Consider the following 25,343-nt stretch of genomic DNA (forward strand, 5'->3'; position numbering starts at 1 on the left):
GGGCTGCTAGGGGAAGTCAAAATAGTCGTAAATGTAGTCAATATTGTAGTATAGGAGCGGGCAGCCGCATTGCTACAATAACGATAGATAGAAAGCGCATACACACATATTTCACACAGCTATCGTTATTTTTTTATTTTCATGAGGAGGGTTTGCATGTTTAGAAAAATGAAATGGTTATCGCTTATGCTGATGTCGATTATGATGGTGGCGGCGGGCTGCTCATCAGGCGGAAATGCAGAGAGCGGCGGGGCAGCGGCTTCGCCAGCAGCGAGCAGCAGCACGGAAAGCCCGATGCAGGGGGCGCCTGATGAAGAGGTTACGATTAAGCTGCATACGTTCGGAAACGAAGCGAGCTATAATTGGAAGCAGACGATTGCGGCATTTGAGGAGAAAAATCCAAACATCAAGGTTGATGTCGTCGTATTGAGCGAGAAGGGCGATACGCAGGAGGCGATTCAGAAGCTGGATCTTGCCGCTTCCTCCAATGAGCAGATGGACGTCATTATGTTCAGTGACCCGGCTGGCTATGCGCAGCGCGTTGGTCTTGGCATGGTTGCTCCGATTGACGATTTTATTGCTAAAGAGGGCTTTAAGGTTAATGAAGAGTACAAGGTTGATACGATGCTGGACGGCAAATATTATGCGCTGCCAGGCAAGTTCAACCCTTGGTATGTTCTGCTGAACAAGACGCAGCTGACCGCTGCTGGACTTGATGTGCCAACCGAATGGACTTGGGATGACTTTATGAGCTATGCGAAGACGCTCACGACAGGCGATGGCGCATCGAAGCATTACGGCACGTATTTCCATGGTCCGCAAAATGGCGGCTGGATGGAGTTTCTGAAGCTGGCGCTGGCGAATCAGCCGGATAATACCGAGTTTTTGAAGGCGGATGGCACGTCCAATCTGGACAATCCGCTCATGCGCAAAACGCTGGAGCTGCGCGTGCAAATGGAGAAGCAGGACAAATCGGCATCCCCTTACACCGATATGATTTCGCAGAAGCTGCATTACCGCAATCAGTTTTTCAACCAAGCAGTCAGCATGATCATGATTGGCAGCTGGATGAACACGGAGCTTGGCGGAACCGAGCAATTCCCGCTTAACTTTGAAGTGGCAGTCGCTCCTATTCCGAAAAATGCAGCCACAGACGAAGGCGGCTACACGATGGTGACGACGGATTATGTATCGGTTGCAGCTGCTTCCAAGCATAAGGATGCTGCGTACCAGTTTGTTCGCTGGTATACGACTGAAGGACAGATCGCTCAAGGTAAAAATGTTCCGTCCTGGAATGGCATTGACGATTCCCAGCTGGAATCGATTATTGATACGATTTTGAGTGGTACGGCAAATCCGGAGAAGGTCGACAAGCAGTCGCTGCTGTCGGTGCTGAAAAACGCCAAATCGTCCAAAATCATTCCGCCCGTTACGTATCAAGCGGAAATTTATAAAGTGATCAATGAGGAGTACGAGAAGCTGATTTTTGATCAGCAGGATATTGATCAAACGATTGCCGCCTTGCAGGAGCGTGTGCAGCAGGTGATTGATTCGAACAAAAAGTAGAAGAGGGTATGTGGTGGAAGAAAGTCTGCTGCGCAAACTTTTTCAAAATATAAGAATTTATAAGTTTCACCCTTATACTCAGCTTATATTTCACCGCGAAACGTTAGCTTTACCGCCAGAGGATGGCGACAGCCGTTTCACCTTGCCACACGGGTAAAGCATAGGAAGAAGTGCAGAGCTGTTGCTGCACTTCTTTTTGCCTGAAACCGCAGAAAATCAATGATTTTGCTGTATAGGTTGAGCTAAAGATTCCAGCCACCCTACTCCTTCCTTGCCCAAGTTGCTGCAACTGGGGCGGATCTTTTCTGCTGGCTGAAATTCACGTGGCTCGTACAGCTTTGTACCGTGGCGTTCTTTATGCAATTGCGCTCTTTGCGTTGCTCGCGGACTGTAAAGTCCTTATTGCCCCATTTTCGTCCTTTTTCACGTTGCTGCGGACTGTGAGGCGGTTATATTCCTCAAACTAGGCTCATTTCATGTTATGCAGCACATATAGCGGCTTCTGAGTCCGCGAGCACGGCCAAAGCTTGTTTTGCTCACAAATAACGGCGTCACAGTCCGACAAAAGGTATTTTCCATTTAAACAGCTTCATCTTAGGGGCAAAGCTGATCGACTGAAGCTTCCCGATCTTATATGCTCTAGTCCAATCGATATAGAAAAAATCTTAAGGGAAAACGACGCGGAAATGGTGCGTTTCAGTTACACTTGAAAGAACGACGAAAAAAAGGGGTGGGGTTATGTCTAGTCAATGGCTGTCGCTGCTGCGGCTGAGGTCGTTTCGCTATCGGTTGATGGTAGCGGCTGTCGTCTGTCTGCTCCTCCCCACTTTAATTACGCTCGCCGTCTACAACATGCTGACGAAGGATGCGATGAAGCAGGAGGCGGTCACGCAATCGCAGCAAAAGCTGGAGCTAGTGGATGGCTATGTGTCGAATTTGTTTAATTATATGTTTTATATCGCCAATAACGTACAGCTGGACTCGGAAATGAACCGGATTATGAAAGCGATTGCTTCAGGAAAAACCTACGAGGGCGCAAGCGCGGAATATGACCGCTACCTCGATCGCATGAAGATTATGAATAAAATTGAAAATATGACCGTCGTCGGCGATAAGGCGTATGTGACGATTTTGCTGAAGGACGGGACGAATTTTGCCAATTATTCGTTTGATGAATACGACCCCAGCTTATTTCGCGAGGAGCCTTGGTTCGCGCAGTTAAATGGGTTGTCCGGACTGCAATCGTTTTGGCCGGGAGCTACGCCGACGGTGTTTGACAGTGATAAAGGCCGCAGCCCCTACCAGCTGTCCATTGCCCGGGCATTGCGCGGCGACAGCGTAAATCCCTACGGCTACGTCATCGTGACGATATTGGAAACCAAGGTGAGCGATATTTTTCGGAAAATCGAGCTGGAGCAGGAGACGATGCTGCTTGGCAGCGAGGACCACATTTTATCGCATCCCGACGCCAAGCGTGTGGGCGAGATTTTTCCTTATGCAACGCTTGCAAGCGAGCAGTCGGACCCGCATATTTTGCAAATTGAAAACGAGGATTATTTAATGGCCTGGCATACGAATTCGCTTACGGGCTGGAAGCTGGTGTCGCTTACTCCGTATGACCGCGCTGTATTTAAGCTGAATGTTATTTTCAAACGCGTCTTTACGTTCCAGCTCGTATCTTTCTGCTTATTTATGGTGCTGCTGCTTTATTTGCTGGGTAAATTTACACGGCCGCTCGTTCGTCTAGGGCGGGTAGCGGAGACGGTGCAGCGCGGCAATTTGGAGGTGCGCTCGGGCATTCGCGGGGAGGATGAGATCGGCTATTTGGGCCAGTCCTTCGATTTAATGCTCGATAAGGTGAAGGAGACGATTGGCGAAATTACGAAGACGCAGGTGCGAAAGCGCAAGGCGGAGCTTGCGATGCTCCAGGCGCAGATCAACCCGCATTTTCTGTTTAATGTGCTGAATTCGATTCGGATGAAGGTGCTGCGCAAAGGAGATTCGGAAAGCGCAGAAATGATCAGCTCGCTGTCGAAGCTGCTGCGGATGACCATTAGCCAGGATAAAGGCGTCATTCCACTTCATGAGGAAGTCGATCTCGCCATTGATTATGTAAGGCTGATGAATATGCGGCAAAAGGAGAAGGTGGAGCTGACGCTCGACCTGTCGCCTCTGAGCTTAACGGCACTCGTCCCGCGCTTCTGCCTGCAGCCGATTATTGAAAATGCGCTCATTCATGGCTTCAGCCAGCAGGCCGGCTTAATGACGATTAGTGCGAGCGAAGCGGAAGGCGGCTATCAAATAACGGTAAGCGACAGCGGTCAAGGCATTGAGAAGGGAAAGCTTGAACGGCTGCGATATAAGCTGGGCGCAGGAGCTTTAGAAAAGCTGGAGCAGGGAGCCGCAGGCGAGGAAGAAGGAGAAACAGGCGCTTTGCCGGGAAAGTTTTCGGGCATTGGGCTTGTTAATGTGTATGAGCGGATGGGCATAACCTACGGCGAGCGCTTCCAGATGACGATAGACAGCGATATCGGGCAAGGCACAGTCATTACGCTGTACATTCCGAAGCAGGTGGTGGATTCTGATGGTTAAGGTGATGCTGGTTGATGATGATTATCCCGTGCTGGATCTGCTGGCTTTTGCCATTGAGTGGGAGGAGCTGGGCTTTCGGCTGTTAGGTATGCATGAGAACGGCGAGGTCGCGCTGGCAGCGGCGCTGGAGGAAATGCCGGATATTCTGATTACAGATATCGGGATGCCGCGCATGGACGGACTGGAGCTCATACGCCGGCTGAAGGAGCACAAACCAGAGCTGCGCGTAGCGGTGCTGTCCTGCCACGATGAGTTTCGTTATGCGCAGCAGGCGCTCAAGCTGCAAGTGCAGGATTATTTGCTCAAGGATACGCTCGATCCTGCGGATATACGCAAGCTGCTGCTGCAATTTCAGGCGGAGCTGAATGAGACGAAAGATTTGCATATGGAGCAGCTCCGCAAGGAGCATATGGTCGATCGTAACAAGGCGCTGCTGAAGGAGCAGTTTATTAGGGCGACGCTTCATCAGCCGATGCTGGATCCCGAAAAATGGCAGCAGGAGCTGGGAGCATTCGGCCTGCCGTTCGGAGCCTCCGAGCGGGTCATTCCCGTTCTCGGCATCATCGACGATTACCCGCGGGCGCTGCAGCGTTTTCGTTCGGAAGAGGTGCTGCGTTTTGTAGTGGATAATGTTACCCGCGAAGTGATGGCGAGCAGGGAGACGGGCAGCCCCGCTGCCCATTTTGTGTACAGTCCACAAGAATCCTTCTTCATGCAGGTATGCCCGCATGGATTGAAAATAAACGGCTTCGACGAGGTAAAGCTGCTGCTCGCCGAAGTGCAGCGTACGCTCAAAAGCTCGCTGAAGCTAACGATGTCTTTTCTGATCGGCGATAGCGCGAGCGACCCTTTGCGCTTGCGGGAATCGCTGGCGGAGCTGCTTTCCGGGGCGGAGGCGCGCTTTTATCGTGCGCCTGGCTCTATTGTGAAGGCAGGCGCCGTGCAGGCGGCGCAGCCTGCAAAGCCAGGCAGCGACAATCCGCTGCTTGAAAGGTTTGGCGAGGCGGCCGAGCTGCTGCGGGAGGCGCTGCTGGGCCATAAGCGCGAGGCGGCAGAGGAGCTGGTGCGCCAGTGGCTGTTGCTCGCGGAGCAGCGGAGGCTGCCGCCCGAGCAGGTGAAGGATTGGGTGTTTAAGCTGCTGCTGGACGTAAAGCTCAAGCTTCAATTGATGCAGCATACCCGCTCAGCAAGCTCGATTGACGTCAGCCACCATGAGGTGTGGGAGCTGGGCAGCCTCTCCGAGCTGCAAGCGTGGCTGATTGCCCACTGCCTGTCAGCGATAACCGCCTCCGAAAATGGCGTCAGCGGCAGCAAGCGAGCCGAGGTCATCGACGCATGCGAATACGTTTCGCTGCATTTGGACAAAAAGATCAGTCTCGACGAGGTCGCCGACCAGCTGTTTATGAACCCCAGCTACTTCAGCCGCCTGTTCAAGAAGGAAATGGGCGAGACCTTTATCGAATATGTAATACGGATGAAAATGCATCGGGCCAAAGAGCTGCTAGATCAAACCGGCTCCCCCATAGGCAAAATATGCGAGACTCTTGGCTACGATAACCAGAGCTATTTTATAAAGCTGTTTAAATCATGTACAGGTGTGACGCCTGTGGAATATCGGAGAGGGCAAAAGCGATTGTAAGAAGGACAAAGCGATTGTAAGAGATGCTAAGGCAGCTGGAAGCCTGTTATTTTAAGGTGAGATGGATAGTTGCTGAAGGTGTCGGGATCGGATTGGGAACGGATAGAGTGGAGATATGTAACAGATAGAGTGGAGATCGAGAGCAGATAGAAATGGATTGAGAATAGATCAAGAGCAGATCAAGAGCAGATAGAGAACAGATCAAGAGCAGATCGAGAACAGATCGAGGGCAGATAGAGAGCAGATCAAGAGCAGATCGAGGTCAGATAGAGGGCAGAACGAAAGCAGATAATAACGGATAGGGAACGGAGAACAAACGAAAGGCTGTAGAAGTTTGGGGAGAGGAGCGGGATATATGGAGCAGAAGAAGCAACAGCAAGAACAACAGCAAGAACAACAGCAAGAACAACAGCAAGAACAACAGCAAGAACAACAGCAAGAACAACAGCAAGAACAACAGCAAGAATTTGCCGACAGAGCGCCGGAGAGGACTGGCGCTGTTGTTGAATGGAGAGCCGCTGTCTGAAGGACAGCTAGGCGAGGCATGGCATGACAAGCTGCGCCAATCTGAGGTGCAGCGTCCGTTAGTCGAGGAGATTCGCGCCGAGGCACAGCGCCAATTGGTAAGCGAAGAGCCGGAGCTGAGCGAATCCTTGTTTCGGATGTACGGGGAGACGGGGGAGCGGCTGCCGTACGAACGGGTTTATTTTCAAAAAAGGCGGCGGCTGAATTCATTCGCACTAATGTCCTTGATTGAGCCGGAGGAAGCGCCATATTTGGAGGCCCTTCAGGCTGCGCTTTGGTCGATCTGCGAGGAGCGGACGTGGTGCCTGCCTGCGCATCTGGGCGGGGCGGAGCAGCAGACGCCGATTGATTTATTCGCTGCGGAGACGGGCTTCGCGCTCAGCGAAATAAGCGTGCTGCTCGGATCCCGGCTGCCAGAGGAGCTGCACTTGCGTATTCGTGAAGAAGTGGAAAAGCGGCTGTTTCAGCCATTTTTGACCGAGGGGCCTTATTTTTGGGAGAATGCGGAGCATAATTGGGCGGCGGTATGTGCCGGGTCGATTGGCGCAGCGGCGCTGCATTTGATGGATGATCGCGAACGGCTGGAAGCGGTGCTTTCGCGCGTATTAGCTGCGATGGATTGCTTTTTGGACGGCTATGGCGAAGATGGAGCTTGTGCGGAAGGGTATTCGTATTGGCAATATGGTTTTGGCTTTTATGTTTATATTGCACAGCTGCTTAAGGCGGCAACGGATGGAGCCATTGATTTATTCCGCAGCGCAAAAGTACAAGAGATCGCAATGTTTCAGCAGAAATGCTTTACGGGTGGACGCAGCATTGTGAATTTTTCCGATGCCCCTTCTGAAAGCGGTATCTTCATGGGGCTGAGCTCATATTTGCATCAGGAGTTTCCAGCTGTGGCTCTGCCGCATGCCAGCCTGCGCGACAGCTACACAGGGGATCACTGCGCAAGGTGGGCGCCTGCGGTGCGGAATTTGCTTTGGTGGGCGGAGTCGGCAAACGCAACGGCAACGGCAACGAGAACGACAGCGGCAACTAATAGTGAAAGTGCCGAGGGGCGAAGCGACTCGGAAAGCGCTGCAGCTCTATGGCCGACAGAATCGTTTTATTTGGAAAATGTACAGTGGCTGCTGTCCCGTTATGTCGCAACGGATGGCGCTACTTATAGCTTTGCCGCCAAAGGCGGACATAACGCTGAGCCGCATAATCATAATGATGTCGGGCAGTTCGTAATGCATGCGGACGGAGAAGCCTATTTGGCGGATTTGGGCAGCGGGGAGTATACGGCGGACTATTTTGGCCCGCAGCGGTATACGATTTGGTGCAACGGCTCGCACGGACATTCCGTGCCGATTATTGGCAGCGCGCGCCAGCGCGAGGGCGCGGACGCGCGCGCCGTGGTTGTGCAGGCGGCGACCAGCGCGGAGCTTGACGTGCTGGAGCTGGAAATGCAGGCCGCGTACGGCGAGGAAGCGGGCCTTGCGCTGCTGGGGCGGCGCTTCGAGTGGAACAAGAAGGGCGCGCTGCCTGTGCTGACGATCCGAAACCGGTATCGGTTTCGGGAGGAAGTAGTCGGCGGGCGCGAGATTATCGAGCGCTTCGTTGCATGGCAGATGCCGGAGGCCGGGGAGGCCGGCGGTGTCGTGGTCCTGCAGGGACGCAAGAGGCTGACGATTGCGTTCGATGCGAAGCAGTGGAGGCAAGTGGTGACGCAGCGGAGCGACATGGATCATTTTGGGCGTGAACGTCAATGGTACACGCTGGATTTTCATCATTTGGAGGCGGGAACTGCGGCCGTGGATTCCGAGTTTGTTTTTCGCTTTGAGCCATAGGGTGGAATAGCTAAAAGCACGAGATTAAAGCGTCAAAGAAAAGGAGAGCGAAGCCATGACAGTGCAGGAGAAGGTGCAGGAGCAGCAAAATTGGGTGAATGAAGCTTGGGATAAGGTGAATCAGAAGATCAGACGGACTAGCGGCCGAATAGGCTCGCAATTTCCCCATGCAAGCGTGAACGGGGTTTATGTGCTGGAGGCGGCGCATTGGTGGACGGCGGGTTTTTGGCCGGGGCTGCTATGGCTGCTCTATCAAGATGAGAATTCGCGCACGGAGCGCTACAAAGAGCTTGCCGAAGCCTGCGAGCTTAAGCTCGACGAAGTCATCATGGGCTATGACCGGCTCGACCATGATATCGGCTTCATGTGGACGCTGACTAGTGTGGCACGTTATAAGCTGCTTGGGGAGGAAGATTCCCGGCGGCGGGCACTGCTTGCAGCAAACCTGCTATGCGGCCGCTTCAATATTCAAGGGCGCTATATTCGGGCATGGAACCCTTGGCGGGAAGGCGAGCGCAATGACGGGCTGGCTATTATCGACTGCATGATGAATTTGCCGCTGCTCTATTGGGCTTCGCGCACGACGGAGGACCCGCGCTACAAGCATTTGGCGATGGCGCATGCCGATACGGTGCTGGAGCATTTTATTCGGCCGGATGGCTCGGTTTATCATATCGTAGAGTTTGATCCGCAAAGTGGCGAAGTAGCTGCAAAGCATGGCGGGCAAGGATTTGCGGCCGAATCGGCATGGTCGCGCGGCGCGTCCTGGGCGATTTACGGCATGGCACTCAGTTACGCCCATAGCGGCGAGCAGCGGTATTTGGATGCGGCGAAGCGCACGGCTCATTTTTTCCTGGCGAATTTGCCAGAGGATTCCGTACCGCATTGGGATTTCCGGTTACCGGATGGCGTGGAGACATACCGCGATTCATCGGCGGGCGCTTGCGCGGCCTGCGGTTTGCTGGCAATTGCGGATGTAGTGCCAGAGGTCGAGCGTGAGTTGTATCGCCGAGCGGGCGAGCGGATTTTGAAATCGCTGTACGAGAACTATGGCGCATGGGCGGACGATGCACAGGAGGAAGGGCTGGTTTTGCATGGCACGAGCCACTACCCGGAACGCAAAAATCTCGACGTCCCGCTCATCTACGGCGATTATTTCTTTACGGAGGGCTTGTCCAAGCTGCGAGGCTACGATAGCTTCTGGTCGTAAGGCGAACATCAAGTGTCATCTGATCGTTATCCAATTTGCATAGATAGGGAACAGAAAGGGGCGAACGGCCATTGATTGGGGAAAAAGGTACAGATTCAGGCGAGAGAGTACGGTTACTGGAGGAACGCGAGTATTGGGTGAGCGAGCTATGCCGGGTTGCTGAGCCTGTGCTGCGCCTGCTTGCGGCTCGTGAGTTAAAAAAAACGATGCCCGTGCAATCTGCTGCGGGACAGGATCGCTCTGATGTGACCCATCTGGAGGCGCTAGGCCGCCTATTATGTGGAATAGCGCCCTGGCTTGAAAGCAGAGGCGGGGCAGACGAAGCGGAAGAGCGGCTGCGCCAGCAATATGCGGAGCTGTCACGGGCTGCGATTGCTGCTGGCTGTGATCCGCAGTCACCGGATTATATGAATTTTGCAGAAGGCTTTCAGCCGATCGTTGATACGGCGTTTCTGGCGCAGGCGATTTTGCGTGCGCCGACGGAGCTTTGGGACAAGCTGGATGCCAAGGTGCAGAAGCACGTTGTCCAAGCTTTCAAACTAACCCGTTCGCGCAAGCCATTCGCCATGAACTGGCTGCTTTTCTCCGCGATTATTGAAGCGGCCTTGTACCGCATGGGAGAAAGCGACTGGGACCCGATGCGCATTGATTATGCCCTTAAGCAGCATGAGCAATGGTATGTCGGAGACGGAGCGTACGGAGATGGCCCGTCGTTCCACTTCGACTATTACAACAGCTTTGTAATCCAGCCTATGCTCGTTGACATCGTAGCAGCCGTTCAAGGCTGCTATGAAGATTGGGATGCAATGCAGGCGAGCATCACGGAGAGAGCGAAGCGCTGGGCGGAGGTGCAGGAGCGGCTCATTTCGCCGGAGGGCACATTTCCGCCGCTGGGCCGCTCGCTTGCTTACCGCTGCGGCGCCATGCAAAGCTTGGCGCAAAGTGCGCTGCTTGGCGAGCTGCCAAGCAGCGTAACTCCGGCGCAGGCGCGCTGCGCATTAACAGCGGTTATCCGCCGCAGCTTGTCTGTTCCCGGCACATTTACAGAGGACGGCTGGCTGACCATCGGCTTTTGTGGAAGCCAGCCAGACATTGGCGAGCATTATATTTCCACAGGAAGCCTGTATTTATGCGCGGCTGTGTTTCTCCCGCTTGGCCTTGCCGCGGAGCATCCCTTTTGGAGCGGCGAGCCTGAGGATTGGACAGCGCGCAAAGCATGGTCAGGGTCCTTTTTTTCAATTGATCATGCACTGAAGGGGTAGCAGTCATAATAGGCAGCGAGATTATGAACAAGATTATGAGCAAGAGTATGATTACCAGCTACCAGCAGCGAGAGTAAGTGAAGAGGCGCAGCCATTTTCGTACAGGTGCGCTTTCTCTTATTTTTGCAGCTATCTGTGGCCTGCGCACTTTATAAATGCGAAGCTTCAGCCGCGCCTCAAACTTTTACAGAAGATCGTTTACCTTGGCATAAGCTCGGTAACAATGGATGAGGGGCTTTGCTAGCGCTGCATGAGTTAAAGCAGACGGTCTCATAAAGCGGTCTTTTTCCAGTGGTATGTAAATTTCCTGCAAAAATCGTCCTCAAGCACTTGAAATTAATAACGAAAAAAAGTATGATAAACATGATTGTTAGCACTTCATGCTCATGAGTGCTAACAAAAATAAGCGACAAATTTTTAAAGGAGGCTATTTTCAATGATCAGACCTTTGGGTGAACGTGTATTAGTAGAAGCGATCGCGAAAGAAGAAACGACTGCAAGCGGTATCGTTTTGCCAGATTCGGCTAAGGAAAAACCGCAAGAAGGTAAAGTGGTGGCTGTTGGCAGCGGCGCGCTGAAAGACGGAGTTCGCGTAGCGCTTGAAGTTAAAGAAGGCGATCGCGTCCTTTTCTCCAAATATGCGGGAACAGAAGTTAAATACGACGGCAAAGAGTATTTGATTATGAAAGAAAGCGACATTCACGCGATCTTTGAATAGGCTGCTCACATACAGCTTGACTGGACTTAAACGAAACGGCGCAGGCCGTTAAGCATACTTATATGAATATATTTTCGGGAGGTAAATGATAATGGCAAAGGATATTAAATTTAGCGAAGACGCTCGCCGCGCAATGCTGCGTGGTGTTGATGCACTTGCAAATGCTGTAAAAGTTACACTCGGACCTAAAGGCCGCAACGTCGTGCTGGAGAAGAAATTCGGCAGCCCGTTGATCACGAACGATGGTGTATCCATCGCGAAAGAAATCGAGCTGGAAGATGCATTCGAGAACATGGGTGCACAGCTTGTTAAAGAAGTAGCAACAAAAACAAATGATGTTGCCGGTGACGGTACAACTACAGCTACTGTTTTGGCTCAAGCGATGATTCGCGAAGGTCTGAAAAACGTAACAGCTGGCGCTAACCCAATGGTTATCCGCAAAGGTATCGAAAAAGCGGTTAAAGCTGCAGTTGAAGAGCTGCAAAACATCGCTAAACCAATCGAAGGCAAACAATCCATCGCCCAAGTTGCGGCTATTTCTTCCGCTGACGATGAAGTGGGCCAACTGATTGCAGAAGCTATGGAAAAAGTGGGCAACGACGGCGTTATTACCGTTGAAGAGTCGAAAGGCTTTGTAACGGAGCTTGAAGTGGTTGAAGGTATGCAATTCGACCGTGGATACATCTCCCACTACATGGTTACTGACACGGACAAAATGGAAGCTGTTCTGGATAACCCGTATATCCTGATCACTGACAAAAAAATTACAAACATTCAGGAAATTCTTCCTGTGCTTGAGAAAGTCGTTCAATCCGGCAAACAGCTTCTGATCATTGCAGAAGATGTTGAAGGCGAAGCGAACGCAACTCTGGTTGTGAACAAACTGCGCGGCACATTCACTTGCGTAGCTGTTAAAGCACCAGGCTTCGGCGACCGTCGTAAAGCGATGCTGCAAGATATCGCTGCTCTGACTGGTGGTCAAGTGATCACTGAGGAACTGGGCCTTGAGCTGAAATCGACTACGGTTGAGCAACTGGGTTCCGCTCGTCAAGTACGCGTAACAAAAGAAAACACAATCGTGGTTGACGGCAGCGGCGACGCTTCTGACATCGCGGCTCGTGTAAGCCAAATCCGTACGCAGCTGGAAGAAACAACTTCCGACTTCGACCGTGAGAAGCTGCAAGAGCGTCTGGCTAAATTGTCCGGCGGCGTAGCAGTCATCAAAGTCGGCGCTGCTACTGAAACAGAATTGAAAGAGCGCAAGCTCCGCATCGAAGATGCCCTGAACTCGACTCGCGCAGCGGTTGAAGAAGGTATCGTATCCGGTGGTGGTACTGCTCTAATTAACGTATATAAAGCTGTTGCTGCTGTTAATGCAGAAGGCGACGAGCAAACAGGCGTTAACATCGTTCTTCGTTCCCTTGAAGAGCCGCTTCGCACAATTGCTGCGAACGCTGGTCAAGAAGGTTCGGTTATCGTTGAGCGCTTGAAAAATGAAGAAATCGGCGTAGGCTACAACGCTGCTACTGGAACATGGGTTAACATGTTCGAAGCAGGTATCGTTGACCCTGCCAAAGTTACACGCTCTGCATTGCAAAACGCAGCTTCCGTTGCAGCTATGTTCCTGACAACTGAAGCGGTTGTTGCTGACAAGCCAGAACCAAAAGGTGCTGGCGGCGGCATGCCTGACATGGGCGGCATGGGTGGAATGGGCGGCATGATGTAAACTGAGGGCTGAGCCCTTGCGTAGCAAGGGTTTCTCCTCAGGGCGACACTGATCGCCCACATTTTGCCCACATTATGTAAAATGAAGACACCGTAGAGTGGTGAAAATTGCTCTACGGTGTCTTCTGTTTTTAAGAAGGGGAGGAGGTCTTGCTTTGGAGAGTAAGCATCTTGAGCAATTTTTTGATTACATAGCTGCTCGGAATATTGAGGTGTATAATGAGTTTAGCCTTCAGCACGAATTAGGTGTTTTTTTACGGACGACCTTTCCGCAATATAAAGTACAGTTTGAACGGAATGTTTCGTATTTTGGGATTAGTCATACAGTAAAGAAGGAAATTGATATAAGTATCGTAAGTGGCAAGGAAAGATTCGCTGTCGAGTTAAAATATCCGACGAATGGCCAGTATCCTGAGCAGTTGTATTCATTCGTTAAGGATATTAAATTTATGGAGCAACTAAAGGAACAGGGATTTTCAAAAACGTTTACTGTAGCTCTAGTAAAGGATCGCCCATTTTATGAAGGTAAGGACAATTTGGGCATATATGATTACTTTAGAGGAAACAAGGTAGTTCAGGGGAGGATTTATAAACCAACAGGATTACTAAAGAATAGCGATTTTATTGATGTTGCTGGAGTGCATCGAATTGATTGGAGATTATTGGATGATAGGAGGTACTTCATTGTAGAAATATAAATACTGTCCTAGCAGGCTCAGGACAGTATTTATATTATACACCTTTCATCAACTCACTGAATTTTTGGGACGCTTCTTTTTTCATCGTTTTGGTGACATGGAGATAAACGCGCTTTGTAATTTCGTCGTCCTGGTGACCTAATCTCTCCATTATTTCATGAATGCCGACTCCGGCCTCAGCGAGTAACGATGTATGCGTGTGACGCAATGAGTGAGGGGTTAATGATTCGTTCAAGCCAGCGAGACGCAAAAGCCTTCTCATGCGATTCTGGATCGTTTTAATGAATTCAGGATAGCCCATATCCTTCTCTGTTTTGGCAAATACAAAATCTTGGTCGTAATACACATCTCTATGGAGCATTTTAAGCTCATTTTGACGAGCTTTTAGCTTTTCTACCTCTTTAAAAACCAGTGGGTCTAGCTCGATGGTTCGTTTCGATGTGCTTGTCTTAGGAGTCAGCAAATGATACTCTGTTGCTCGATTAGTTGGATTATAATAAGTCTTCGTTACTGACAGCGTGTGTTCCTGAAAATCGAAATCCTTCCACTTCAATGCACAGAGCTCACCGACTCGAAGTCCACTATATGCAAGAGTCAGGAAGATGATATAGTCATTCGTTAGTCCCTTCTCTTTCGCTGTTTGAAGAAGCTTAGCTAGCTCATGCTTTTCAAGGTATTTCATCTCATTTTCCTCCGCTTCAATTTGTTCAACTGTCTTTTGGGGGCGAGGTAACTTTGCATATTGTGTAGGATCGTTTTTGATGATTTCTAACTCTATTGCCTTGGTAAATAGCATTCGTCCTGTGGAATGAATGCCAGCAATCGTATTTAACGCAAAGCCCCGCTCGTACAAGTCTAGAAGGGCATTTTGATAAGCTTTTCGAGTGATGCTCTTTACCTGATGATTTTGAAAGTAATCGAGCAGTCGAGATGCTTCATGCTTTCGAACACGTACGGTACTAATTTTTACCGTGGTTTCATAGAGCTTCAGCCATTCTTCAACTAAAGCGGGAATAACATCTCCTTTTCTGCTATGTAGGTTCCTTCTGCAAGCTCCGTATGCATCGCTGCACATGCAGCTTGAGCCTCCTTCTTGGTTTTAAACCCGCCCATTTGTCTTTGGATTCGTTTACCTGTCAGAGAATCTCGACCGATATCAAGTGTAAATGACCATGTCGCATCACAAGTGCAGCGTTTACCGACGCATTTACAACCACGTTTTCTAAAGTAGCCTTTCATAGAAATCATCCTTTCGAAAAATGTAGAGATGGCCGTGGCCATCTCTACATGGAAGAATTGTTATGCTGATATCGCATTGGGATTTGCGCGCTTGGAGTCCAGCCATTTGAAGAAATCATCCCGGTAAACGATTTTTCTGCAGTTGATAATGAGTAATGGAAAATCGGGAGCTTTAGCAATTTCATATGCTGTCGATCGGGATACTCCCAAAATTGCCTTCACATCTTTCATTTGCAAAATAAGTGGATAGTCCGTTTTATTCATGGATTGCGAACCTCCCCCGTCGTAGATTGATCGCTTGAAGAGCGACTGTGTAAAGCTTGGAGTCCCATATCGAAAGTCCTCTTGCCAAATCAAATGAATATCCGTTCCACAGGTTAAGAGCTAAATGGAAGAGTGCAGTGGTTTGTCCGGTTAGTGGTGCGAATGAGCCTGTCGAGCGATGCTCCTCTTGGAGGGAAATGTTATCCAAACAATTGAAGTACCAGTCGAATGGCCCATCTTCTTGCTGATCAAGCTCGAAACACTTGAAAACTTCTGGATATGCGGCCAGATAGCACGAGGAAATGTATTCTTTCGTGCGATAAGGAAATTTGTTTGTGCAACGTTGAAAGTTTCGCCAGTGGGCGTCACTGGAAAAATACACAACTTTGCAGTCTGTGAAATTTTCACTCATCGATAATTCACCTCTTTCACAAGTGATATCAGGTTATAATATATAAACCAGATTGACTGATTGACGTATACTCTCGTGTAGTTTTCGAAATGGATGCTAAAACACTTCAAAATTCTTACACTCTATTAATCGATTACCTATTCGAATAGACTTTAACTTGTGATTGTGATTTTCGTACAAAGCTTGTTTTCAACCATGAAATCGGATCTTTCTCACTTTGAGCGAAATCAGTATCAAATGTTTCGTTATCGCTGTTTTCGATTGGGGGAAGAGCGCTTGAAGTATTACTAACCGTCGCTGATATCCCCTTGGATGCGAGTGACTCATCGAAATCTGCTTCATTGTATCCCCATCTCTCAGCGAGTTCGCGGAATTTTTTTGCTCGTTTTGGATGTTGTTTTTCGTATAGTTTGAAAAGCCTGTAGGCGGCATCTGGTATTTTGGCTTGCACACATTGCTCCAGCATATCAATAGCTTGCTTGTTTTGGCCAATCATTAAGTAAGCCTCAGCTAATCTGTATTGTGCAAAAGCGAACCCGCGTTCCGCTAATGGAAGAAGCATTGAAATACCATATTCAATGTGTCCTTCAACATCATGATAGACAGCTTTGCCTTCAATGGCGAGATGTGCCAGTCGCGTTATAGCCCAAGGGTTTTTATCGCGGGCTTCTGCTTTTAATTGATCAAATGCAGAGTTCTCTTCATCATGCAATACTTGATGATAAAGACAGTCCGCCATAATGAATCGTTCGAAGATGGGAGGTGTTGAACGCATAGTGTTAGCACTCCTTCAGCATATTTGTTTTGGCAAGTTGGGTAATGCCCGGTTAGAACTCGGCAGGATGACAGCAGTGGTTAACGGTAGTTGAGCATTCCTGCCGAGCTACCCGGCAAAAATCTAGCATTAATGTCATAAGGATGTTCTCCCCAACTTTCGTATAGCGAGCGGTTCAGACGGATAACCGGGATGCGGTCTCCGTTTATGGTTAATCGAACCGTCCGGGTTCCGTCCTTGTTTCGATCCGGTACCAGCAGCTTTTTATCGTGCAAACTGCTCCAAAGCATCTCCTGCGTAACGGGGAACGTTTTGTTCTGCTTGGCATAATGTGCGCATACTCGGTTATAAACAGAGTCGCTCAACAAGTAGATGAATTCCGAATCACGGTAGCCTAGTGCTTTGGGATGTGTTGACGGTAACCCCGCAATTTTGCTTCGGCCTTTCAGTTTAATATCGGCAAAGAGCAATGATCCAGAAGCTATCAATTCCTTGATAGCTCGAACAAAAAGCTCGACTTCCCCGTTTGCATGACTATGCTTGACCATTTCGACAATTTTGTCATCCAAGATGTCCTCATTTTCTTGAAGGAACACAGTCATTTCATCATCGTCAAGAACATCGTGAGCCTGAGCAAACTCAAGAAAAATCTCAAAAGATGTCTGAAGCCACGCAGCGCTGGCAATTTGCCTGCCATGAGCAGTTTCATGATGACGGGCAAAATAAACTTCGTTCTTCTTAAATAGATCGGCTACACGGGTTACGAACGAATTCACATCTTTCGAGATGTACTCGATAAAGTAATAAATCATAGCCGAATAGTGACCGTGAAGTCGTTGTGCAATGGACAATTTGTCCAACTTGATCGTGGTAGAGTCCATCTTGACAAAGAAGCCTCGGGCTAATGATGATGCGCTTTTCACATACATGTCCTCAGCCGTCACTGCTACAAGCCCTTGTGCCTTCATTTCCATGCTTTGATTTGAACTCACCATTTTCTGGCGTCCGGTAGAATCGCCGGTTGACCGAAAAATGGCTTCGAGCTTCGATTGAATGACATTCCTTTCCTGCGGACTGACACTAGGAGGGATATCATCAACTAGGAGGACTGTATCCCGCGCAATCATTCTTTGCATCTCAATTGCAGGTGAAGTGGCTGTAAAGTTTACCGGAACCCTCTCCCAGTCACTGAAACTGTTGAAGAACACTTTGCTCGAAGCGGTTTTCCTGCTTCCAGTCGTGCCATAAGTGTAGTATACAAATTCAGGAGTATGAGGGAGTTGTTCCAAAAGTGATTTGTAGCAACTGAGCAGCATATACGAAAGTGCAGTAAAGGTAAAGTCGTGCGAGCCGAGTTCAAGAAATGTCTCGACCACGGTTTTTACCGCTGTGTATTTATCGATTTCTGGTTTCGGGAGCTCGAATTTCTGTATGGAAGGGTGAGCAGTAATATCGAGCGCACCGCTATCTCCAATAGCCCCGCCGCCAGTGATGTAAATACCGGCATGGGTTTTTGACCAGCCAATATAGGCGTATTCATGAACAGTGGGCACGAGCGCACATAGAGTATTCACGTACTCCACGATGTAGCTGTAACTTCCCCAAATTACGGATTTGAAACCTAGCGATTTTCTCATCCAATCTTGGTCGTTCCTTAATTGACTAGGGGAAAGATAAATCGGTGGATACCAGACGCCCTTCATCAGGCAAATGACTCTCAGGTATCTTTCATCGTAATTGGGATAGTGAACAATTTTGTCGCCTATTGGAAGCACAAAAGTATTGGATAGCTTTCGTTCTTTTTTACCTCTAATGATGCTCACGCTGCCGTCTTCGGTTATCAGAAAATTGGTGCGTAGCGATTCTGAGGCCAAGAACTTGTTGAGCGGATCAATCAGAGAGGTCTCGAATTGCTGGTCGTTTTTAACAAAGTAGGCCACTTCTTTCAGGATGCTGACCAGATTTACAGTGTTGGCTATCATCTTGGATTCCCCTTTCTGAACTATTCGATTTTCAAAGATCATGAAAAATTAGACGTGTTCTAAGGTGGATTTTGGATTATTACTGGACTTGAACGTCTGCCTGACATCTGTTCATCCCTCCTTGTGAAATTCTGTTTTCAGTTTAGAGGGATTTGGCGACTAATTATATTTAATAAAAAATGGAAATAAATTAGATGAGTTGACACGTCAATCTAATTCTGCTTACAAAAAGAAAAGCCATCTCCCGTCAAGGAAAGATGGCTTTTCTTTAATATAGCGAGCACTTGAACGTGTTTATAGCTTCATTTCAGGAAATCCATAAAATACTTTTCTCTTACAAAGGTACTGATAACTTCAATCGTGCGATTATCAATTGTGAAATCATTATCAGGGTTTGTTGTGAAAAATTCGTTTACTATAGACTGGATATCCCAAAGTTTGTGTTTTCTATAGAGGGATTGGACGTGATGAATTTCAAGCAAGGTTTCCTCGATGTCTTCTGAGTCCTTTAACTTCAAGTAAGGTGACCTGCTGACCGATAGATCTTCCAAAAGAGTTTTATCTTCGTCAGACAGGATACGTTGAGTGTTAATTTCCAGAATGGGAATTACAAGCAACGATGTTGCAATCAAATCTGAAGCAAGCTTAAGCATAGCATCGGTGATGTCTGTATCTTTTACAGAGATCCTGGGAGCGCCCCAAAGTGATTCTTCCAAAATTGACGTTCGATGTTCAGCATAGTATTGAACTAATGATAATCTTACCTCAACGGTAGGCAATAATGCGGCCAAACTCAACACTTTGCGTGACCAGTGCTTAAGTTTAATGGGCAATTCCTTTGTAGAAACATTAATGTGGCTTGCTAGGACGATATTATGCTCCCATTCAAAAAGTACCAAATTTAAGTTCTTTTTGGATGATGAAACCATTTGCAATGAATTATAAAAATAATCCCAATAGCGATTATGCAATCTTCTTTCAGTAGTAAGATTAATCTTGCAGATTTTGTACGTATGTATAGCAGGTCTCTTCCCCTTGCTATGTGTAAGTTCATTGTGCACTTGTTTATATATAGCAATGAATGCCCGCAGTGGAAGAGCTTGCTGGGGTAAATGAGAGGTTTTTGTGATTAAATCGGTGATTATTTTGTTTGCTTGATCTTCTCGAGGCAGATAGGAAAAGTCTTCGCTTTGAATAAGAGTCTCTTCATTAGAGTCACGAAGCTTTAAATTTAATTCCTCGTTTTCTTCCTTATTAGCAATGAATTCCATTAGTTGTTTCACATAAGTATTGGCTATTGATTCTTCCACAGGTTGCTCGTTTGTCAGTGTAATTACCCGCGTAATCAAAGCAAGATGTCGGATAAGATCATCAATTATATCGAACTCGAGTTCTTCTTTTTCGATAACAGAGGCGATTGTATTGGGAAACAAATGCAGATAGTCGTGGACAACAGAAAGTAGTTTGAATTCAGTTGGGTGCGTATCATCGTTTAAATTGTTAAAGAACTCCGGGGAATACAGTACGTTTTTTGGAATATGGTATTTTTCAGGGAAATTCTTGCTATTTTTATCCGAGAACAGCGCCTTTTTTCTCTCGATTATGAATTCTGAATGCAACATTCAATCTTCCTCCAATTTCTTTTTTCTTCTACTAATTATGTAGTCAGTAACGGCACTTCGCTGTACACGGTATGAGTTTTTAACTTTGAATGATTCGATCTCGCCTGAATTGACCAAATAATAAGCGGTATTTAAACCGATTTGAAGCAATTCGGCCAATTGTGAGACGGTCAAGATTTCATTGTAATCATCATACATATTGTCACGCTCCTCATGCAAATTTTATTAATCTATTGTTTATTAAATCATCTCTAACTTTGTTATCTGATCTTATATTTTATTAAATAGTACATAACAGTTATTTAATTAAATATAAAAAAGAGTAGAGGTGATATATATGTATTTATTTTATTGGATTATTAAATAACAACATTTTGAATTATGCATTACTTTTCTGTGACAGAAAAAGAAATTATTTAACTACAAAAGTGTGCAGGTAGTACATTGAGAAAAAAAGGGGAGTTTAACTATGTTCCATACCTTATTATTGTTTCAACCTATTCAGGCAATCGATTATCCAATCGTTAAATCTATTTTGGAACAACTGTCTAACGAACAAAACTCAAGGCACTTTCCAGATAACATGTGCCCCGACTTGTATGTGTTTACCCTTTACTGTAACAGTGGAATGACCATTTTACTCCGTCGAACTCTACTGACATCTGGAATCCACTATCATGCTATTGAAATAAGACTGAATCCAAAAGTACTTATACAAGAAAGAGAGTATGTAAAGGTTGCAAAGGCAAGTGAATTCCCGCAAATATGCGATCGATTTAAAGCGGTTCTAAAGCCACTTCAAAAGTGTTTGGAGCTGACACCTTTACAACTATTTTACAAGCTAAATGCTATTGACGAATATCAAGTAAAACGAATTGATTATTGTATCAACATCCGTACCATATTACATGAAGTCTACATGGAGTTAATCAGCAGGGCAGATATCCCAGCCCACTTTTATCTTGTTACAGAACTGGATAAAAAGTCCGGGAGGCAGGTCGCTTATAAGAATAGCTTCTATATTCAGACAAAGGGTCACTCAGTAGGAGTCAATATTTATAATAAAGAGTACCAAATGCGAAGAGAGTTTGAAGACTATGAAAGACTTGAAGATGCGAACCAAATTATTCGTATTGAAATACAATGTCTGAATGGGAAAACAAACAGCTTAAAGCAGAAGCTTGGATGGAGATACCGTGATTGTCATTATTTTATGAATGAGGAATTGTCCAGGAAACTTATCTATGACTATTATGAGAAAACGGTTGGATTCGAAGATTATTACACTTTGGATGAAGCAAGACGGTTAATTCAGAGCAATGGACAGTACAGGACTAAAACAATTAACAAAATGATCGAAGTGTTGTTATTAGTCAATCAGAAACGTTCCATTCATAAGGCAAAGCTGGCATATAGTGAGGATACTACGGAACCGAAAAAAGTGAATGAATTCAATACATTGATTAAAAAAATAAAAAAATGCGGCATAAACCCCGTTACCATTCCTGTAAATTGGGGATACGATCATATCCCCAATTTGGTAGAAGAAATGGATAAGAATTTTACGCAGCTATTGAGAGTGGTTATTTAGATGTTAGAGATTTAGGTTAAAATTAAGTAGCACGGGAACTCATAAATATCTCCATGTAGTGACATATATCTTCAAATGGAAAGCTCGGCATTTTATAAAAAGCGTAGTATATTTAAATTTCCAATACTCGTAAGTTCAATTTGCCCTCTTAGCGGATGTTGGGTCAGGCTCTGATAATGACGTCGTTGCTTCATCGACCAATTGTCTAATAATCGGAACAGACGTAAACGCGAACGAATACTCAGTTACTCCAGGATTATGCCGCTTTTTTACGAGGTTCTTTTTGGTGAGTTTCGAAATAATGGAGTAGGTTTGTTTTTTCTGATCAATGAGAATTTTATGAGTTGTCATGTCCTTGAAAACAAATCGTGTCCCCCATGCTCCTTGTTCCAACTTGAAATCAGGATGAAGGGATATAGCCGATAAGCGCTCGTAAAGCTTAGAATCTGTTACAGGGTGGGGAAGAGGATAGTCCATAAAATTTAATTTTATAAGCTTGAATCCCGAAATGCCTTGCAGAGTAAGGTATGCCGCTGCCCAGCCTATTACAATTCCGAATAGAATGCCGACCGGACCTCCGAAAGCAAGTGCGATCCCTCCAATTAATATAAAGATGAGGTGCAATTTTTTGAAAGCTTTCATCGGAGTTTCTAAATGGATGGAAGTATGAGCTTGTGGGTTGATACCATTATTTGTTTCCTGATGTTGAAGTTGCATGGAATGCCTCCTTATTAAATGTGTTGTTAGTGATATGGGCTATGTTTTGTCTGTAACTAATACATGCTTTCTACTTTGTAATCAATTATGATCCAGTCATTGGTTTCTGACTTTTTAATTATTGCTTTTACTGTGCCGATATAAGAAAAGTGTGAAGCTTCCGAACCGGCAGCTTGAGGCTGATAGCGAATGGACTTCGCTTGCAAATAGTCGGGATCTTCGCTAGCGAAATACCCATAGTCATTCAGATCTTGAAACACGCCGACTTCAGCCGTCAATGTGCCGTCCTGATTATCCAATAACCGCTGTACTTGAGAAAACAGGTTAGAATCCATATATGCCCATCTGTACGCATCCCATCCATAAAATTCGTCTTTGTATGTGTAACCGGAGATGGACTTGTGATTAATTTGAATACCAAAGAAATAATCGATAACTTCAGCGACCAAGTCTTGATGCATGATCATCTCACTGTCGTTTTCTTGGTTGAAGCTATAGCTGTTGTCTTGTCCAAATTTTTGATTTCGTTCAATTGCAAATCGAATCAGTTCATCCGTACTGTAAGAACTAATCGCAGTGTCCTTAATATAAGGCGATGTGCCGAAGTTCACCGAACTGAATTCACTAAAATATTGATTGAATTCAATCTGTTGCTCCAAACTTAGTGACGGCCAAGTGTCGGTAGGCGTATTCGGTGGAGTCTCCTTTACAAGCGGGGGTTCTTCTTCGACCAGGGGTAATAACGAATCGGCGTATGTAGATCGTGATGTTGCCTGTATGGATACGATATTCCCTTTGAAGCTGCGAACTGCTACGATACTATCGTTTAATGTGTTAGGCACCGTAAGTTCAAACGTGTCGACCTTCACTCCACCCGCTTCTTCTGTTGTCGAAATCAAATTACTTAGCGCGGCGGTAGCTTGTTCTACGCTATCCCCGATACGCTGACCGCCAATATTAAAGAATCGCCCATCTGTGATCATAATCTCCTGAATTTTGTCGTTCTTGGTATCGCTTTTAATCCAGTTGGCCATGCTTGTTTGTCCAAAGTAATATGTGTTCTCTGCATCGCCGGAGATCGTGGATGTGATCCCTAACTCGTTCATCAGTTGCTGTTCGGTCACGCTATTCCCTATGTAGTTGGCAAGGTCTAACGTATACGATTCATCGCTATTTGCGTAGTGGACATAACGGACACCAATGATGCTATCGGATTCGGTGAGCAAGTTAAGTATGGTGTCTTCTTGCTTGTCATGATACATTCGGGAGCGCTGTCCTTCTTGGGAGATCAGATCCAGATTCGGTGCTTGAAAAACACCGGGGTTTTGTGCGATATAGTCATTGAAGTTCGCACCCAACGTTAGTCCGAGGATGCTATACACTTTGTTACTTTGGACTCCCTCCTCGCCATAGGTTAAAGAAATCTCAGACACGAATTCATCATTGCCCAGCAGTGTGACTCCAAACGGATACATGTAATAATAATCGTCCTCATCGTCTCGAATGACCCATGGTTCATCCGGTTTGCCGAGCTTGGCAATAACGTTTTTCTTACTTCCCCCTGACAAGTCTGTTAATTCTAGTGGCTCTGGATTTGAGGAGAAGATGATACCAACTAACGAAAGAACAGCAATTGCTGTCAGCATCCACAACCACCATTTTTTGCGAATCGGCCTGTTTTTCTGAATTTCCTGCTTTTTTCCTGCAGCATACATCAATTTCCTGTACCTCCGTTGTCGTCGTTTTTTGATTGGCATGTTGTTGCGTTCGCTTTCATCGTATCTACAATCAATTGTCTAAGATCGTCTTGCGAAATCACAGTAAGAATGGCGTTTTTGTTTATAAGGCCCTTTGTGTTTGTAACAGTGTTAAACATCAGTTGTTCGAGAGTGGTATCCAATCCAGCGGCAATTTTATTCAATGTGTTAATCGTCGGATTTTTATCTCCGCGCTCAATTTGACCAAGGTACGAAGTGTTGACACCAGCGTGAAGAGCCAACTGTTCCTGACTATATCCTTTTTGCGACCGCAATAAGCGAATGTTCTCACCAATCTGCCGGGCATTATTCATATGAAATGTTCACCTCTTCCTATCACTATGAAAAGGATAGTTTTTCTATCAATTTGCCTCAATATGATAAAACCATGAAATTCGTATATATAAGCAGGATGTGTGGTTTATGTTGCGGTAAACAATCATTAGAGGCATGTTAATGCATTGAGAGGCGGGGGAGATTGCCTATGTTCCTTTATGTTCCTTGAATCAGGACCACTATCTAGCATAGTGTCTCTATGGAATAATATATACTTGAAATCTTTTAACCAACGTTTCTCTAATATTCTTCTGCAAGCATCATCGTGCAACGGGTATGGTCGTCAATAACATAAATTTTTACTGATACGATTTGCTTAATCGCGTACTCCTTACGGTATTCAAATGCAAGAAAGAAAAGAGAGCCTAATTGCATACACAATGCAATTGAAATGGCTTGTTATTAGTGGAAGTGACGCCTGGCTACTACTAATTGTACCAGTAACGGTTTAATGATTCCGATAGGGTGTAAGAGCCCTTCCAGTTCCATTTCCTCCAGATGATTTGATCTCCATGAGCATCCACTACAACGTCTTTCAGCATCCATAGAAAGGTATGGCCATTGTCAAAATCTCCAATAACACTTCCTGCGGCAAATTGGTGGCAATTATCTAGAATAATATTGTAAATTCTATGGTTACCTACAGCTTCCAACGCTCTTGAAAAGGCCTAGTACGAACCAATTGCCCAATCAATCCCGGCGTCATAGGGAACGTAGATGTCATCACGAATAGTAGAAAGGCTGCTAGTGCATTCGTGCAAACTCAATTTTTTTATTTGACCGTCCCCATTTCGTCGGTACTGAAGCCATTGGTAGTAGGACAGATTATCTATTTCTACGAGAATGTCTGCATGAAATTTTACTACGGTTGCCAATGTAAA

The 25,343-nt window shown here is 46.6% G+C and carries 21 protein-coding genes and 1 pseudogene; 11 read left to right on the forward strand and 11 right to left on the reverse strand.

The genetic code is table 11. From position 1 onward, the window contains the following. The first annotated feature begins 156 nt into the window (after positions 1-156). Positions 157-1,566, forward strand: a complete 1,410-nt coding sequence (locus ASF12_RS32445; protein WP_056043587.1) for an ABC transporter substrate-binding protein — start codon at positions 157-159, stop codon at positions 1,564-1,566. Positions 1,567-1,675: 109 nt separating this feature from the next. On the opposite strand, the gene ASF12_RS34955 is transcribed toward ASF12_RS32445, so the two are convergent. Next, positions 1,676-1,825, reverse strand: a complete 150-nt coding sequence (locus ASF12_RS34955) for a hypothetical protein (protein WP_155973654.1) — start codon at positions 1,823-1,825, stop codon at positions 1,676-1,678. A gap of 479 nt (positions 1,826-2,304) precedes the next feature. Between ASF12_RS34955 and ASF12_RS32450 the strand changes: the two genes are divergently transcribed. The 9 genes from ASF12_RS32450 to ASF12_RS32485 all read left to right on the forward strand — a co-directional run bounded on the left by ASF12_RS32450 (position 2,305) and on the right by ASF12_RS32485 (position 13,767). Next, positions 2,305-4,158, forward strand: a complete 1,854-nt coding sequence (locus ASF12_RS32450; RefSeq protein WP_056043590.1) for a cache domain-containing sensor histidine kinase — start codon at positions 2,305-2,307, stop codon at positions 4,156-4,158. Continuing rightward, positions 4,151-5,797 carry a response regulator transcription factor gene (locus tag ASF12_RS32455; protein WP_056043592.1) on the forward strand — a complete coding sequence of 549 codons (1,647 nt, stop codon included), beginning with the start codon at positions 4,151-4,153 and terminating at the stop codon, positions 5,795-5,797. The genes ASF12_RS32450 and ASF12_RS32455 overlap by 8 nt, the downstream gene beginning before the upstream one ends. 355 nt (positions 5,798-6,152) lie before the next feature. Beyond that, on the forward strand, positions 6,153-6,323 hold the full coding sequence (locus ASF12_RS34960) for a hypothetical protein (protein WP_155973656.1): 171 nt from the start codon (positions 6,153-6,155) through the stop codon (positions 6,321-6,323). Further along, on the forward strand, positions 6,298-8,154 hold the full coding sequence (locus tag ASF12_RS32460) for a heparinase II/III family protein (protein ID WP_056043595.1): 1,857 nt from the start codon (positions 6,298-6,300) through the stop codon (positions 8,152-8,154). The genes ASF12_RS34960 and ASF12_RS32460 overlap by 26 nt, the downstream gene beginning before the upstream one ends. A 55-nt stretch (positions 8,155-8,209) precedes the next feature. Then, positions 8,210-9,364, forward strand: a complete 1,155-nt coding sequence (locus tag ASF12_RS32465; protein WP_056043598.1) for a glycoside hydrolase family 88 protein — start codon at positions 8,210-8,212, stop codon at positions 9,362-9,364. 71 nt (positions 9,365-9,435) lie between these two features. Then, positions 9,436-10,626 (forward strand): DUF2264 domain-containing protein, encoded by a 1,191-nt coding sequence (locus ASF12_RS32470; RefSeq protein WP_235533353.1) that lies wholly within the window; start codon positions 9,436-9,438, stop codon positions 10,624-10,626. Between the two features lie 436 nt (positions 10,627-11,062). Beyond that, a complete protein-coding gene (gene groES / locus ASF12_RS32475) occupies positions 11,063-11,344 on the forward strand; it encodes a co-chaperone GroES (protein WP_046229112.1) in 282 nt (93 codons plus the stop codon). A gap of 91 nt (positions 11,345-11,435) precedes the next feature. Next, the gene (gene groL / locus ASF12_RS32480; protein WP_056043601.1) at positions 11,436-13,070 is read left to right on the forward strand and encodes a chaperonin GroEL; all 1,635 of its coding nucleotides are present in this window, start codon (positions 11,436-11,438) and stop codon (positions 13,068-13,070) included. Between the two features lie 154 nt (positions 13,071-13,224). Beyond that, positions 13,225-13,767, forward strand: coding sequence for a hypothetical protein (locus ASF12_RS32485; protein WP_056043603.1), 543 nt, complete (start codon positions 13,225-13,227; stop codon positions 13,765-13,767). A 34-nt stretch (positions 13,768-13,801) separates the two neighbouring features. On the opposite strand, the pseudogene ASF12_RS32490 reads toward ASF12_RS32485, so the two are convergent. The 6 genes and pseudogenes from ASF12_RS32490 to ASF12_RS32520 all read right to left on the reverse strand — a co-directional run bounded on the left by ASF12_RS32490 (position 13,802) and on the right by ASF12_RS32520 (position 20,259). Then, positions 13,802-15,006 (reverse strand): annotated as a pseudogene (locus ASF12_RS32490) (tyrosine-type recombinase/integrase). A gap of 60 nt (positions 15,007-15,066) precedes the next feature. Next, positions 15,067-15,270 (reverse strand): helix-turn-helix transcriptional regulator, encoded by a 204-nt coding sequence (locus ASF12_RS32495; protein ID WP_056043606.1) that lies wholly within the window; start codon positions 15,268-15,270, stop codon positions 15,067-15,069. Positions 15,271-15,815: 545 nt separating this feature from the next. After that, positions 15,816-16,457 (reverse strand): hypothetical protein, encoded by a 642-nt coding sequence (locus ASF12_RS32505; RefSeq protein ID WP_056043613.1) that lies wholly within the window; start codon positions 16,455-16,457, stop codon positions 15,816-15,818. 80 nt (positions 16,458-16,537) lie between these two features. Further along, positions 16,538-18,439 (reverse strand): hypothetical protein, encoded by a 1,902-nt coding sequence (locus ASF12_RS32510; protein WP_056043615.1) that lies wholly within the window; start codon positions 18,437-18,439, stop codon positions 16,538-16,540. A gap of 302 nt (positions 18,440-18,741) precedes the next feature. Next, entirely contained in the window at positions 18,742-20,061 is a 1,320-nt protein-coding gene (locus ASF12_RS32515; RefSeq protein ID WP_056043619.1) for a hypothetical protein, read from the reverse strand. After that, complete coding sequence (locus ASF12_RS32520; RefSeq protein ID WP_056043621.1) at positions 20,062-20,259, reverse strand: helix-turn-helix domain-containing protein; 198 nt, start codon at positions 20,257-20,259, stop codon at positions 20,062-20,064. Positions 20,260-20,530: 271 nt separating this feature from the next. On the opposite strand from ASF12_RS32520, the gene ASF12_RS32525 reads away from it, so the two are divergent. Next, positions 20,531-21,652, forward strand: a complete 1,122-nt coding sequence (locus ASF12_RS32525) for a hypothetical protein (RefSeq protein WP_056043624.1) — start codon at positions 20,531-20,533, stop codon at positions 21,650-21,652. Between the two features lie 135 nt (positions 21,653-21,787). On the opposite strand, the gene ASF12_RS32530 is transcribed toward ASF12_RS32525, so the two are convergent. From ASF12_RS32530 to ASF12_RS32545, 4 genes are all read right to left on the reverse strand, one after another. Further along, positions 21,788-22,369 carry a hypothetical protein gene (locus tag ASF12_RS32530; RefSeq protein ID WP_056043625.1) on the reverse strand — a complete coding sequence of 194 codons (582 nt, stop codon included), beginning with the start codon at positions 22,367-22,369 and terminating at the stop codon, positions 21,788-21,790. A 56-nt stretch (positions 22,370-22,425) separates the two neighbouring features. Next, a complete protein-coding gene (locus ASF12_RS32535; RefSeq protein ID WP_155973658.1) occupies positions 22,426-24,087 on the reverse strand; it encodes a hypothetical protein in 1,662 nt (553 codons plus the stop codon). Next, complete coding sequence (locus ASF12_RS32540) at positions 24,084-24,440, reverse strand: helix-turn-helix domain-containing protein (protein WP_056043630.1); 357 nt, start codon at positions 24,438-24,440, stop codon at positions 24,084-24,086. The genes ASF12_RS32535 and ASF12_RS32540 overlap by 4 nt, the downstream gene beginning before the upstream one ends. A gap of 690 nt (positions 24,441-25,130) precedes the next feature. Further along, positions 25,131-25,337: a hypothetical protein gene (locus ASF12_RS32545; RefSeq protein ID WP_056043632.1), complete on the reverse strand. Its 207-nt coding sequence runs from the start codon at positions 25,335-25,337 to the stop codon at positions 25,131-25,133. Between the last annotated feature and the right edge of the window lie 6 nt (positions 25,338-25,343).

It is taken from the genome of Paenibacillus sp. Leaf72 (assembly GCF_001422685.1).
Taxonomy (GTDB): domain Bacteria; phylum Bacillota; class Bacilli; order Paenibacillales; family Paenibacillaceae; genus Pristimantibacillus.